Here is a 13513-nt window from a genome sequence, read left to right as displayed (position 1 = left end):
ATGGATACGATACGTGTTCTGGTGATTGAATCATCATCTTTTTATCGGGACACGCTATTTGGTGGATTGAGATCGCGTATCGATGATGTGCAGCTGGAAAGCGCTACAGATGCCGATGAGGCCGTACTAAAAATCCGCATATTTAATCCCAATGTTATCGTTTTAAATTTCTTCATGGGAATCCAGGAAATCGAAAGCCAGCATTTTCTGGATGTGCTGTCGCGTACAACCAAGGCACCAATCATCGCTTATGGAATGTTAGAACGCACCCGCAGCCGTGCACAGGCAATGGGGGTATTCGAATATCTCGTTAAGCCAAAGCCAGGAACCGATAAGATATCCTTCTATACGGATTTGGTAAAAGCCGTGAAAGACGGATATAACGAAAGTAAACAGGGGAATAAGACCATCGGTCAAAGTACGATGGTTACGCGGGATGTCTGGAATGAAACCCGCAAGGAAAAGCCAGCGCCCGTTGAGGCTCCGATTGAGGCGCCGGTTTCGCCACGGCCTTTCCGCGTACAGGCACCGGTTATCAAGCCTGTATCCTCGCGGGAGGGCACGAGCATCCAGATTATTGCCATTGGTTCCTCCACGGGCGGAACCAAGGCATTGTCGGATATCTTGCCGCTGTTAAAGCCACCTTTGCCAGCGATTATGATTGCGCAGCACATTCCGCCGGTTTTTTCGACCAGGCTGGCCGAGCGACTTGACCGCGAATGTGCGCTGACCGTCAAGGAAGCTGAAGATGGTGATATCGTAAAGCCCAATACGGTTTATATTGCACCTGGACATAAGCACATGACGATTCACCGGGCCGAAGGGCGTTTTAAGATTGAATGCCGGGCCGGACGTCCCGTTCATGGCGTCTGCCCATCGGCTGATGTGTTATTCCATTCGGTAGCGCAGGCCGCTGGTGATATCGCACTGGGGGTTATCCTGACCGGCATGGGGTGTGACGGTGCCGAAGGGATGCTGGATATGCTCCGATGCGGTGCCCGTACAATCGGCCAGGACAAGGCCTCCTCAGTGGTTTATGGAATGCCAAAGGCCGCCTATGATTTGGGCGCAGTCGAAGAACAGGTTCCGCTAGAGAAGATTGCCGCGAAAATCGAGGCAATCTGCCGTACTGCCGGCTGACTAGGCGGGTGTCATAAGGAGCTTAACAATGAACGATATAAATAATGAAAAGCAGCTTGCAGCAGCAATGAAACGTGAATACATTGATGCTTTGTTGGCATTAGCCGAAGAATTTGCGGCTGCCTATCGCATCAATTTAGCCGATGGGACGATGGAATGCCTGTCGCAATCCAATATTCTCTGCAACACCAGCAAGGTGGGGGAGATAACAGGGTATGAAGACACCATCAAGGATTATGTAGAGGAAAAGGTTCATCCGCTCGAAAAATTGCGCGTCCGGGCCATGACGTCGCTAAGTGTTGTCCGGAAAAAGTTGACGGACGAACACTCTTATACGCTTCGGTTTTCCCTGTTGCTCGATGGACAAGTCCGCTTTGGCGAAATGAAATTCGTAGGGGTTGATATGGCCGGTCATGAGTCCGGCACCGTTGTCCTCGGAATACGCCTGCGCGACCAGGACATTGCGGCAGCTATAGTCAACAAACAATTGATTAAAGAATACGATGCGGTTTACCTCTGCGATTTAAACGCCGGCAGAATCCGCATCTTCTGGGCGACCGAAGGACTCGAAGATCAAACGGGCATGACGGTTCCCTATGCGGATGTCATCGGCAGGATTATTCCGCGGGTAAAAGAAAAATACCAGAAGGTCTGGAAGAATCTTGCCAATCCGCTGTTTGTAAAGGACTTTATCGGTGGCAGCCCGCGGCGCGAGTATATGTATGAACTAATTGGCAAGGATAACACTTGGCGCCGGGCACTGTTTCAAGTCCACGACCGTGGCGAAGACGGCAAGGCTACGCGCATCATTCTTTCGTTTATCGGCATTGATTATAACCAGGCCAAAGAACTTGAGATGACAAAACTCATCAACGAGCAGAATCAGGAGCTTGCCCTGCAGCATGAGCAGTTGGAACTTGCCCTGCAGCAGGCCAATGCCGCCAATCAGGCCAAGACGGATTTTTTGACCAATATGTCCCACGATATCCGGACGCCGATGAATGCCATCATGGGCTATACCGCTTTGGCCGCTGCCCATATCGAAGAAGTCGGCCGCGTGCGGGAATACCTCGATAAGATTGCTACGGCCAGCAATCATTTGCTGTCGCTTATCAACGATGTGCTCGACATGAGCCGCATCGAAAGCGGGCGCATGAATCTTGGGGAAACCGAGACGGATTTAGGCGATGTCGTAAAGGAGATTCACAATATCCTGCAGCTCGATGTGCAGGCGCATCAGCTGGAATTTACCGTGGATATGGACGCGATAACGAATACGCGGATCATGTGCGATTACCTGCGTCTTAAACAAGTTCTCTTAAACTGTCTTTCCAATTCAGTCAAGTTCACGAAGCCCGGCGGCAAAGTCGCCCTGGAGATTTCGCAGCATGCCCAAGCACCGGCCGGCTATGCAAGCTTTACGTTCTCCGTTCGCGATACGGGCATTGGCATGGATCCGAAATTCCTCTCGCATCTATTCGAACCGTTTACGCGGGAGCGGACAAGTACCGTCAGCAAAACAGAAGGAACCGGCCTCGGCATGGCCATCGTCAAAAACATCGTGGATATGATGGGCGGTGACATTTCGGTTTGGAGCGAACTGGGAACCGGCACCGAAATCACCATGAATTTCTTGTTCCGCATTGTCGATGAGACGGAACAAACGGAGAAGAAAAACGCTAGCGACGATGAAATTATCGTGCCGGTGGGAAGCAAAATCAACGATGCCTATATTGAAATGCCTGCGACGGGGAACAGCAAGCTCGATAACAGCAGTGAAGTCCTGAATCGGGAAAAGATTCAGGGACGTGTGCTGCTCGTCGAAGACAATGAAATCAACGCGGAGATTGTCTTTGCGCTCCTGGAGGGAACCGGGATTGAGCTGGAATTGGCTGGAAATGGCGCGGAAGCTATAGATATGGTGGCTAAAGCTGGTGACCATGGCTACGGCCTGATCCTTATGGATTTGCAAATGCCGGTCATGAATGGGCTCGAGGCTACAAAGATGATTCGTTCCATGAAAACCGAATGGACGAAGACTGTACCGATTGTTGCGATGACGGCCAATGCGTTTGATGAAGACCGCAAAGCCGCCAAGGAAAGCGGCATGAATGACTACATCTTAAAGCCGATAGACTTGCCAAGCCTGTTCCAGAAGCTGCATGAGTATCTGGATTGAGACAAAAAAAGAGCACTTCCTTTGGAAGTGCTCCTTTTTTATGTCAGGCCTGAGCCAATTCGTCGTTTTCGTCGTAAACCGGCGGATGTGCGACAGCCAGCTTCGAGAAGTCGATTTTCGGAAGCTGCGTTTCGGAGAGGTTGCGAACCTTCGTCTCAACCGCAGCGTCAAAAGCAAACGGACGACAAAGCTCAAGGCTGTGCTCCATGCCCTGCAGTTCCGGTACATAAAAACCGAGCTGATCCGCAATGCTCTTAAACGCATAGAATTTATTCGCGAGTTCGCACCATTCAAGATTCTTCATAATATCCTCCTTGGGGATTGTGAGCAATCCCAATCCAAAATCCTTAACATCTTTTTATCCCAAATATATTAGAAAATCGAAATTCCCTTGTTTCGATTTCATGAATACGGTACCAAGTATACGCAAGTTTTTGCGCAGTGTCAATGATATTTGTGAATAAATTCCAATCAATTAGGTTCAATACAAAAAGCACTGGAGTCTTTTCGAATCCAGTGCTTTGTATTAGCGCAGCAGCTTATCCTGATTCATATTGATGATTTCGCCCATGAGCATTTTGCCATAGACATCGGGATGAAGGCCGTCCACAGAAAATTTATTGTCCATTATTTTATGCGTGGGGTCGTAGAAATACGGCTCCAAATCGATGTAGTAATCCTGCTGGCGAATCCAGCCGTTGATAATCTTGAGCTTAGTTTCCCACTTTGGGTCCGTAGGAGCCTGGAACGCAAACTTGATGTTTGGTGGATTGACAGGCATCAGCGTCATAAAGATGGGGCGAATGTCATTGGCCAGACATTTATCGCGGATGATTTTTAAATCGTTTACCACGCTTTCCGGAGATATATCGGAAGCCCGCAGGCTGTTAGTTCCTGTAAGGATCAGCAGATTGATGGGATGAACGGGAAGTACATCCTGGTCAAAGCGTTCCATCGAAGTCTTTGACGTATCGCCGCTTCGTCCAAGGTTCAGACAGGGGAAATCAAAATACGTGGTGTAGCTGTACTCTAAGGCTGCTGGCGAATTGGAAACCGCACCGCCGCCATGGGTAATGCTGTCGCCAAGAACGGCAACCGGCACGCGCTCCGGGAGCTGTGGCATCGTAAAGTGGGCGGTATCGGACCAGCTGCCAATCGTTTTGCCCTGTGCATCTACAGCCCGGACGCGCCAATAGTAATCGCCGGCATAGGGACGGGGATATTCATCGTAGCAGGCCGATGTCGCATCGACCGTTTTGCGCCAAACGGCATCGTCTTCCGGTTCGGTACCGTTTTCTTCTGCTGGCGGATGAATCATGAGTTCCACCTCATAGCGTGTGGCTTTATTTAGCGGAATCCACTGATAGACCGGATAAACTGGCATTTGGAAGTTTGGCATCTGGTCAACGGTATTGAGCAGGGGATGGTCGGGCTGAGGGAGATCGGGATTTATATGCAATTCTTCGGCCTTGGAAAATTCGCCAATCGGATTGTGATGGATGTCCAAAGCACGGACACGCCAGTAAATGAATTTCCGGTGCGCGTATTTTTTCAGGTCGGCCTGCCAGCCATTGGTAAAAATCAGCTGGGTGCTTTCCAGGTGATTGGCCTTATCGGGGGTAGTGCCGCCTTCCTGCGCCGGTTTGCCTGCCAAAAGCTCCACCTCATAGCAGACAGCGTTCGGAACTGCATGCCAGACGAGAAAGGGCATCAGGCTGGCAGGTTTTTCTTCGGTATAATGCGTAATCGTCGCTGGCGACGGTATATTTTTGTTGTAGATTGGATTTTCGATTGGTTCCGAGGGTGGCGTGAGCGGGCCAAAAAGGCCATAAGCCGTAACGCGGTAACAGGTCGGAATACCGCTGCGCGGTACTTCATAAGAAGCGTTATGCGTAAAACCGCTCGTAAAGAAATGGTATTCCGGTTCACCTTCCACAAGTCCCGTCGTATGCGAATACGTATCGACTTTATAAAAACAAGGGTAAGGGAGCGGATCCCACGAGAGAACCATATGGCCATCCTGTTCGTCAAACGAAGTCTGAAGCGTCATTCCCTGAAGTCCAAGAATGTCCGTTTTTTCGGCGACGTAGGCAGAAAATGTCGTGAAACAAGCAATAATAAAAACAAAAAGTAAAAATTTCTTCATATATAAACACCAAATTGCAGGAATTTTATTTAAAATATTGTATATCACTAAGTATAACATATTTTAGAGGTGATAGGTATTGGAAAAGCATGGATTGGTTATTGTTCATACAGGAAACGGAAAGGGCAAGACAACCGCGGCCTTGGGACTGGCGGCCAGAGCCTGGGGAGATGGACTTCGCGTCTGTATTCTCCAATTCATAAAAGGCGGCTGGAAATACGGTGAACTAAAGACAATTGAGACTTTGGCGGCTGCGGATGGCCGCATTGAAATCAAACAGTGCGGGTTGGGGTTTACCAATACCGATGAACATGAGGAACGCGAGCATAAAGAAGCAGCTGCTAAAGCACTGGCCATGGCCCGTGAAGCTATAGCAAGTGGAAGCTGGGACTTGGTCATTCTCGATGAAATCAACTATGCGGTGAAGTTTGGATTGATTACCGTGGCCGATGTAATGGAACTTTTAGCCTGCCGCCCGAAGAATGTGCACGTAGTTCTGACCGGCCGCGAGGCAAAGCCGGAAGTCATTGAAAAAGCTGATTTGGTCACCGAAATGGTACAGATCAAGCATCCTTATGAACAAGGCATCAAGGCGCAGCAGGGAATTGAATTCTGATTTTGCTGTAACAGTGTAAATATTTTTCGTTGGATTACTTGTTTTTCGCGACTGAATGAAGTAGAATTGTAACTATGTAATGAGATTTTATCATCAAATGTCTGAATGGGATAGACAATCCCTCGCGATGAAGTTTATGTCTCAGGATTAGGAGAGTTGAAAAATGAGAAGTGACATCGTTAAGAAGGGCGCTACCCGCTGCGCACATCGTTCGTTATTCCATGCCAATGGCTATGGGCCGGAGGATTTGAAAAAGCCGTTGATTGGCATTTGCAATTCCTTCAATGAAATCATTCCTGGTCATATTCACCTGCGCGAAATTGCTGAGGCAGCCAAGCTGGGCGTAGCCGCAGCCGGCGGTACGCCGGTGGAATTTCCGGCAATCGGTGTTTGTGACGGCATTGCCATGGGCCATCAGGGCATGAAATACTCGCTGGCCAGCCGCGAGCTTATCGCGGATTCGGTTGAAGCCGTGGCAATGGCCTCTGGATTCGATGGACTCGTACTGATTCCTAACTGTGACAAAGTCGTACCGGGCATGCTGATGGCAGCGGCTCGTCTCAACATTCCGTGTGTCGTCGTGTCGGGCGGCCCGATGCTTCCCGGCCGTTTCCATGGACGCGATGTCAGTGTCAGCCAGGCTTTCGAGGCGGCAGGAAAATATGCTGCGGGGGAAATGTCTGAAGACGAGATGCGCGAGCTTGAAGCAAAATGCTGCCCAGGCTGTGGTTCCTGCGCCGGCCTGTTTACCGCCAATACGATGAACTCGTTGTCGGAAGTTCTCGGCATGGCTCTGCCAGGCAACGGCACGATTCCGGCAGCTTATACGGGTGCCCGCCGCCTGCTCGCGAAACGTGCCGGTGCCGTCATCATGGATTTGGTCAAGAACGACATCAAGCCACGTGACATTTTGACGCGCAAGGCCTTTGAAAACGCCATCACCGTGGATATGGGAATCGGTGGTTCTTCAAATACCGTTCTTCATTTGACGGCTATTGCCCATGAGGCCGGCATTGAAATTCCGGCACCGTTGTTTGATGAGATTTCACGCCGCACGCCGTATATCACGAAACTCAGCCCGGGCGGAACCCATCACATGGTTGACCTCGATGAGGCAGGCGGCATTTCGGCCGTTATGAATGAACTTTCCAAGAAAGATCTCATTCATCTTGACGCACTGACCGTAACTGGCCCGATGGGCGATCGCATCAAAGATGCGAAAGTCTTAGACCGCAATGTCATCCATAGTGTTGAGGAGCCTTATCGCAAGGAGGGTGGTATTGCCATCCTCAAAGGCAATCTGGCACCGGACTATGCCGTTGTCAAAGCTTCGGCCGTAAAAGACGATATGCTGACCTATGAGGGCACGGCCAAATGTTATGATTCAGAAACAGCCGCCTGTGATGCCATCATGGCCGGTGACATCGTTGATGGTGATGTCGTCGTCATCCGTTACGAGGGCCCGAAGGGCGGCCCAGGCATGCAGGAAATGCTCAATCCTACGGCTGTTATTACGGGCCGTGGCTTAAAGGTCGGCCTCATCACCGATGGCCGTTTCAGCGGTGCCAGCCAGGGCGCCTGCGTTGGCCATGTCTCGCCTGAGGCAATGGAGGGCGGTCCGATCGCCCTTATCGAAGATGGCGATACCATCCTCATCGATATCCCGAACCGTAAACTCGAGCTCAAGGTAAGCGACGAAGAGCTTGCCAAACGCAAAGCAGCCTGGAAACAGCCGGAACCCAAAATCAAGCATGGCTATTTGTCCCGTTATGCAAAACTCACCACCTCGGCCAGCACGGGTGCAGTACTTAAATGAATTGACATGTCAATTTGACATGTCAGCTTGACAAGTCAATGACTTGTCATTATGCGCAAGCCTTCCCAAAGCGGGAAGGCTTGTATTTATTTGGGGAATTCGCTATAATAAGGAACGTTGAAATACGATTTGAGGTGTAGATTTTGCATATAGTTTTAATAGAGCCGGAGATTCCCGGCAACACGGGCAACATTGCTCGGCTTTGTGCAGCTACGGGCATTGAGCTGCATTTGGTCAAGCCGCTTGGCTTTTCGACCGATGATAAATACCTGAAACGGGCCGGACTTGATTACTGGCATTTGGTAAAGGTACATTATCATGAGAATTTCGACGAAGTCCTCGCGATGTATCATGGACATAATTTTTATTATCTGTCCACGAAAGCACCGCGCGCACACACCGAAGTAAATTACACGAACGATGATATGCTGGTATTTGGCAAGGAGTCGGCCGGTATTCCCGAGGAAATCCTCAATGCCAATTGGGAGAATACCGTTCGCATTCCGATGATTGCCGAGGCGCGTTCGCTTAACCTTTCCAATTCCGTAGCAATCGTTGCGTATGAAGCCATGCGCCAGATGGATTATGCCAATCTTGCCGAGGCAGGTCCGGGACTTCGCATGTGGTCGAAATAATAGATAGGATGATATAGCATGAAAATCAATGAAAACTTTGTCAAGGCTTGCCAGGCTTTTTTGCAGCCGGAACAGCTGCTGCTTGACGAGCCCATGAGTAAACATACGACGTTTGAAATTGGCGGCCCGGCGGACTGCTTGATTTTTCCGGCGTCGCTTGAAGAAGTTCAGAAAGTGCTGAGCCTTGTAAAAGAATATGAACTTCCGCTGACAATGCTTGGCAATGGTTCAAACATGCTCGTGCGCGATAAGGGGATTCGCGGTGTCGTGATAAAATTTGCCAAACCGATGTCTGCGATTCGCTGCGAGGGTACGCGAATTATTGCCGGGGCTGGTGCTCTGTTAAAAGATGTATCGGAATGTGCAGCCGCTAATGGTCTCACGGGCCTTGAGTATGCCTGCGGCATTCCCGGCAGCATTGGCGGTGCCATCTTCATGAACGCCGGTGCCTATGACGGCGAAACGAAAAATGTTGCCGATATTGTCCGTGCTGTCGATGCTCAGGGCAATCTGCACACGTTTTCTCATGAAGAAATGGAACTTGGCTACCGTCACAGCGTGTTCCAGAGCAATGGCGAGGCAATCTGTGAAGTCGAGCTTCAGCTCGAGCGCGGTGATGAACAGGAAATCCGTGCCAAGATTGCCGACTATACGCAGCGCCGTGAGAGCAAACAGCCCCTTGAGATGCCGAGCGCTGGCAGTACGTTTAAACGTCCGGAGGGATACTTTGCTGGAACGCTGATTGATCAGACGGGACTAAAGGGCTTCTCCGTCGGTGGAGCACAGGTCTCGACGAAGCATGCCGGCTTTGTAGTCAATGCGGGTGGTGCTACGGCTGCGGATGTAGTAAATCTCATTCATGAGGTACAGCGCCGGGTCAAAGAAAAACACGGTGTGGAATTACAGCCGGAAGTCCGCATGATTGGAGAAGAATAAATGAGACGCCAAAGGCGGCTGCATGATCGCAGCCGCCTTTATTAGATAAAAAAATAATAAATATAATTAAAACAAATACAAAGAAAGGCAATCCGTCATAGCTTCGCCGAAAAAGGTATGATATAATAGTCCCCTAGGAGTGATTGTGAATTGTATTACGATATTGAAACAAAGGTCTATCAAGACGATAAAGGAATTTTTATCAAGCGGTCAGCGCGGGATAATACGCCGAAATACTTATACGAGGATGAGATTCCCGTTTGTTCCTTTTTTATTGGCAAGGGGTGGAAGATTGTCATCAGCTGCGATTACCTGCATAATGCGTTTCTCGTGCAGCTGCGAGAGGAGAGCCGCGTGCATCAGGAACTTCACCCGGCAACGCTTGACGAACTGAATAATTACGCGATTCCATGGTGCTTCCAGCATTATTATAATCAGCAGTCGTTAAAGGCGCGGAAGAAATATACTGGCAGTTTTGGCGTGGCGAATGCAGCGGGCGATGGCATGTTACTGCTTATCTCCTGCCTGATTCTCATTGCCGTAGCCGATTATTTTGGCGGCATCCTTGGCGCGATAATCGGAATCTTGATTTCTCTTGCCATTGCCAACATCGTTGGCGACAGTGTGCGAAGTGAAGCGGAAACCGCTGGTTATTATAAAGGCATGGCCGAGGGAATCGTCCGCCGTTTTGCGCTTAACGAGCACAAGGAAAAAGAACCTTTCCCGGAAGAACAGCCCGTGGAAGGTTCTTTGGCACCGCAGCCGGAATAAATGGTTTTATATAGGGTGAATATTCTTTAGTAATTTTTTATTAAATTTTAAAGGGTTTACTAATTTTGCGTCGTATACTTACGTAGGAATTTATCAAATTTATAGTAAAAGAGGAGATTCTTATGGAAAAAAGAAGTATTGGACTCGCAATCGTATTCACCTTAATCACTTGCGGAATTTATGGCATCTATTGGATGTATAAGATGACCGAAGAAGCGCACATGCTGCTAGGACGCCAGACAACGGCCTCGGGCGGAATGGTGATTATATATACGCTTTTAACCTGCGGCATTTATAGTTTTTACTGGATGTATAAAATGGGTGAGACCATGACAGAGGCAAAGCTGATGCGTGGAATGCATGCCGATAACAACAGCGGACTCTTATACATCGTCTTGGCTGTATTTGCCCTTGGACTTGTTTCGTATGCGTTAATCCAGAGCAATATCAACGATGTTATCGACTTTGATGCGCAAAATGGCAGCCAGCTGCCGCAGCAGATGTACCCGAATGCTTAAGAAATTGCCTGACATGTCAAAAGGTTGGTGGCTGATAGCGGCCCTGCTTTATCTGCTGAGTGCACGCTATCAGCTGTTTTCCCTGCATTGTCCATTCCGGATGCTTACGGGTTATCTTTGCCCGGGCTGTGGGATTACCACGTTGTTTGTCAGGCTGTCCTATGGGGATTTTGCTGGCGCTTATGCGGCGAATCCGGTTGTCGTGTGGTTGTCACCGCTGATTATCCTGCTGGTGCTTCATCAGCATAATCCGAAAAACTGGTCGTTTGTGCCAGCAAAGATATTGACCTGGTTTTGTGTGCTCGTCCTTTGCTTGTGGGGAATCGCACGCAATCTTTAAAAAGAATTCATTAAAACTACTGTCTCGGCATTAGCCGTTGGGACAGTAGTTTTTTCTTGTCTTAGCAGGAAAAACAATGCTATTTTGCGAATATTATTAACAAAGAAATAGCAAAGGAGTGGATTCTTATGCGGTTGGAATTCTTAGGAGCAGCACATACGGTTACAGGCTCGTGCTATTTGCTGGAAACACTGGAGCGTTACTACCTGATTGATTGTGGAATGTTCCAAGGCTCGCGCCGGATACGGGAGCACAATTATGAGGAATTTCCGTTTAACCCGGCCAATATCGACAGCGTTATCCTTACGCATGCCCATGTTGACCACTGCGGTCTCATTCCGAAACTCGTGCATGAGGGCTTCCAAGGAACGGTTTATGCTACCAAGGCCACCTGCGATTTGGCCCAAATCATGCTGCCGGATTCTGCGCACATCCAGGAATCGGATGCGGAGTTATCCAACCGCAAGAACCGGCGCCGTGGGGAAGAACCCATTCAGCCGATCTATTCGTTACAAGATGCCACCGATGCGTTGGAACATTTCGTGCCAATGCCCTACGAAACAAAATTTCAGCTTGGCGATAACGTAGAAGTTACTTTTTATGATGCTGGTCATATTTTAGGCTCGGCGATTGTAGAGATTCTGGTTACGGAAGATACGAAGACAACCAAACTCGTCTTTTCGGGCGATTTGGGGCAGCCAAACCAGCCGATCATCAAAGACCCTACGGTCCTGACGGGCGCCGATTTCCTCATCGTCGAATCCACTTATGGTGACCGGCTCCATCAAATCTACGACAAAGAAACGGCTCTGCTCGAAATCATCAACGATACCATGGACCGCGGAGGCAATGTAATCATTCCCTCCTTTGCGGTCGGACGTACCCAGACGCTTTTGTATTATCTCTACAACCTTTGGAAAGCCGGGCGCTTGGACAGCGATATTCCCATTGTCATTGACAGTCCGCTGGCCATTAATGCCACGCGTATATTCATGCGGAATTTCCAGGACTTTGACGAAGAGACGATTAAGATGTTTGGCCAAAGCGGCAAAATGATTGAGTTCCCGCAAGTCCGCATCTGTGAAACGCCGGAAGATTCGCGGGCCCTTAACAGCTCGGAAAGTTCGCAAATCATTATCTCAGCATCGGGAATGGCCGATGCCGGACGTATTTTGCATCATCTAAAACACAATCTCTGGCGCCCGGAGTCTACGATTCTCTTTGTCGGCTACCAGGCCGAAGGGAGTTTGGGCCGCCGTCTGATTGAGGGTATCAAGCGTGTCCGCGTTCTCGGTGAAGAAGTGGCCGTAAAAGCACAAATTCAGATGCTCGATGGTTTTTCGGCTCATGCTGACGCCAATCAGCTGATGGATTGGATTAGCAATTTCCAGGACCCGAAGCCGGCCAAGGTATTCATCGTTCACGGCGAAGCCCAAGGGCAGGAGGCACTAAAGAGCCGGATTCAAAAAGAGTGCGGCGAAGAAGTATACATTCCTTTCCGCGGCGATGCGGTAAAAATCAGCGGCCGCGCCTCGGAAGTTCAGCTTTCCAATATCCCCGAGGTTTCGGTGGAAAAGGAAATGGAAGAACAGCTGCGTGAATTCGATGCGGAGTACCGGAATCTGCGCCACAAGGTTATGCAGCTGGTCATCCGCCAGCCCAAGACAATGGAGCCGCTGGTTAAGGCGATTACCAAGGGGTTCAACTATTTGAAAAAACTTTTGACACCGTTCAATATTTGATAAAAATTAAAAATCATGTTATGGGACTTTAGGCCTTGACGCTCACCGCCCAGCCTGCTATTATGATGTATGTTGTTTCAAGTTATATCATGATGTAAGTAATGGGGAGAAGCGATGGTATGGAACAAATCGAGCGTATCAAAAAGATAACGAACGCTTGGGAGCCGGAATTGTGCCGCTATCCGGTGAACCGAGAGGCCAAAGTCAATATGGATATCTATCATGAGGGAGCCATAGAACCAGAGCGGCATAAAATCAGTATGGCGAGGGCTATCGATTATATCAGCAGCATGGCAGCTGTCATGGATATTAAGGCGATGCTGAGGGATCTTGATCACATCACGATTCGCAGTGCCGAGGATGACCGCCTGATATACCGTGTTACGGCAAGATATGGATATGCCGAGGAAGAGTTTGTTCCGTCGGCCGTTTAAAAGCAGAGTACGCATTTCGGGATGAATGCGTACTTTTTCTATATAATTCAGAAAGGAAAAGATGTCATGTGTCCTTGAAAAAATAAAAATACTCCCTTGCATTTTGTCCGTGGGGAGGGTATAATAAGTGCAAAGCAGACGAGAGCTGCTCAAGGACATACAAATACATTACCTTTTAAAATGCGTACCGCGATGCGCATAAGGGAAGCAATGAACAACGCTATAAGTTTATCGTAAAGC

Annotated in this window: 13 protein-coding genes; 11 read left to right on the top strand and 2 right to left on the bottom strand. The window is 49.2% G+C overall.

Going from position 1 to position 13513, the window contains the following annotated elements; all coding sequences use genetic code 11:
• Both FZ040_RS14180 and FZ040_RS01940 read left to right on the top strand, forming a co-directional pair.
• Positions 1-1140 carry a chemotaxis protein CheB gene (locus FZ040_RS14180; protein WP_255448695.1) on the top strand — a complete coding sequence of 380 codons (1140 nt, stop codon included), beginning with the start codon at positions 1-3 and terminating at the stop codon, positions 1138-1140.
• Between the two features lie 28 nt (positions 1141-1168).
• The gene (locus tag FZ040_RS01940) at positions 1169-3319 is read left to right on the top strand and encodes a hybrid sensor histidine kinase/response regulator (protein ID WP_149170448.1); all 2151 of its coding nucleotides are present in this window, start codon (positions 1169-1171) and stop codon (positions 3317-3319) included.
• 43 nt (positions 3320-3362) lie between these two features.
• Here FZ040_RS01940 and FZ040_RS01935 read toward each other — a convergent pair whose 3' ends face one another.
• Both FZ040_RS01935 and FZ040_RS01930 read right to left on the bottom strand, forming a co-directional pair.
• Complete coding sequence (locus tag FZ040_RS01935) at positions 3363-3623, bottom strand: hypothetical protein (protein WP_149170447.1); 261 nt, start codon at positions 3621-3623, stop codon at positions 3363-3365.
• A gap of 222 nt (positions 3624-3845) precedes the next feature.
• Positions 3846-5465 carry an SGNH/GDSL hydrolase family protein gene (locus tag FZ040_RS01930; protein WP_149170446.1) on the bottom strand — a complete coding sequence of 540 codons (1620 nt, stop codon included), beginning with the start codon at positions 5463-5465 and terminating at the stop codon, positions 3846-3848.
• Between the two features lie 79 nt (positions 5466-5544).
• On the opposite strand from FZ040_RS01930, the gene cobO reads away from it, so the two are divergent.
• The 9 genes from cobO (at position 5545) to FZ040_RS01885 (ending at position 13273) form a co-directional block, all read left to right on the top strand.
• Positions 5545-6081, top strand: coding sequence for a cob(I)yrinic acid a,c-diamide adenosyltransferase (gene cobO, locus FZ040_RS01925; RefSeq protein ID WP_149170445.1), 537 nt, complete (start codon positions 5545-5547; stop codon positions 6079-6081).
• Positions 6082-6244: 163 nt separating this feature from the next.
• Entirely contained in the window at positions 6245-7897 is a 1653-nt protein-coding gene (ilvD, locus tag FZ040_RS01920) for a dihydroxy-acid dehydratase (RefSeq protein WP_149170444.1), read from the top strand.
• Positions 7898-8040: 143 nt separating this feature from the next.
• Positions 8041-8532 (top strand): tRNA (uridine(34)/cytosine(34)/5-carboxymethylaminomethyluridine(34)-2'-O)-methyltransferase TrmL, encoded by a 492-nt coding sequence (trmL, locus tag FZ040_RS01915; RefSeq protein ID WP_149170443.1) that lies wholly within the window; start codon positions 8041-8043, stop codon positions 8530-8532.
• 18 nt (positions 8533-8550) lie between these two features.
• Positions 8551-9468 (top strand): UDP-N-acetylmuramate dehydrogenase, encoded by a 918-nt coding sequence (gene murB / locus FZ040_RS01910; protein ID WP_149170442.1) that lies wholly within the window; start codon positions 8551-8553, stop codon positions 9466-9468.
• 150 nt (positions 9469-9618) lie between these two features.
• Positions 9619-10239 carry a hypothetical protein gene (locus tag FZ040_RS01905; protein ID WP_149170441.1) on the top strand — a complete coding sequence of 207 codons (621 nt, stop codon included), beginning with the start codon at positions 9619-9621 and terminating at the stop codon, positions 10237-10239.
• Positions 10240-10361: 122 nt separating this feature from the next.
• Complete coding sequence (locus FZ040_RS01900; RefSeq protein WP_149170440.1) at positions 10362-10757, top strand: DUF4234 domain-containing protein; 396 nt, start codon at positions 10362-10364, stop codon at positions 10755-10757.
• Entirely contained in the window at positions 10750-11097 is a 348-nt protein-coding gene (locus tag FZ040_RS01895) for a DUF2752 domain-containing protein (protein WP_187620204.1), read from the top strand. Before FZ040_RS01900 ends, FZ040_RS01895 begins: the two co-directional genes overlap by 8 nt.
• A gap of 128 nt (positions 11098-11225) precedes the next feature.
• Complete coding sequence (locus FZ040_RS01890; protein ID WP_149170438.1) at positions 11226-12839, top strand: MBL fold metallo-hydrolase RNA specificity domain-containing protein; 1614 nt, start codon at positions 11226-11228, stop codon at positions 12837-12839.
• A gap of 119 nt (positions 12840-12958) precedes the next feature.
• Positions 12959-13273 (top strand): hypothetical protein, encoded by a 315-nt coding sequence (locus FZ040_RS01885; RefSeq protein WP_149170437.1) that lies wholly within the window; start codon positions 12959-12961, stop codon positions 13271-13273.
• Positions 13274-13513: the final 240 nt, after the last annotated feature.

It is taken from the genome of Pseudoselenomonas ruminis, assembly GCF_008271295.1.
Taxonomy (GTDB): domain Bacteria; phylum Bacillota; class Negativicutes; order Selenomonadales; family Selenomonadaceae; genus Selenomonas_A; species Selenomonas_A ruminis.
The sequence above is the reverse complement of the archived record's forward strand: the minus strand, read 5'-3'. Positions and strand labels throughout refer to the sequence as shown.

Excerpts from the sequence above, each read along its gene's own strand:
- ilvD (WP_149170444.1), top strand. The coding sequence starts at position 6,245 with ATGAGAAGTGACATCGTTAAGAAGGGCGCTACCCGCTGCGCACATCGT.
- FZ040_RS01900 (WP_149170440.1), top strand. The coding sequence starts at position 10,362 with ATGGAAAAAAGAAGTATTGGACTCGCAATCGTATTCACCTTAATCACT.
- FZ040_RS01895 (WP_187620204.1), top strand. The coding sequence starts at position 10,750 with ATGCTTAAGAAATTGCCTGACATGTCAAAAGGTTGGTGGCTGATAGCG.
- FZ040_RS01940 (WP_149170448.1), top strand. The coding sequence starts at position 1,169 with ATGAACGATATAAATAATGAAAAGCAGCTTGCAGCAGCAATGAAACGT.
- FZ040_RS01935 (WP_149170447.1), bottom strand. The coding sequence starts at position 3,623 with ATGAAGAATCTTGAATGGTGCGAACTCGCGAATAAATTCTATGCGTTT.
- murB (WP_149170442.1), top strand. The coding sequence starts at position 8,551 with ATGAAAATCAATGAAAACTTTGTCAAGGCTTGCCAGGCTTTTTTGCAG.
- FZ040_RS01930 (WP_149170446.1), bottom strand. The coding sequence starts at position 5,465 with ATGAAGAAATTTTTACTTTTTGTTTTTATTATTGCTTGTTTCACGACA.
- FZ040_RS01885 (WP_149170437.1), top strand. The coding sequence starts at position 12,959 with ATGGAACAAATCGAGCGTATCAAAAAGATAACGAACGCTTGGGAGCCG.
- FZ040_RS14180 (WP_255448695.1), top strand. The coding sequence starts at position 1 with ATGGATACGATACGTGTTCTGGTGATTGAATCATCATCTTTTTATCGG.
- FZ040_RS01890 (WP_149170438.1), top strand. The coding sequence starts at position 11,226 with ATGCGGTTGGAATTCTTAGGAGCAGCACATACGGTTACAGGCTCGTGC.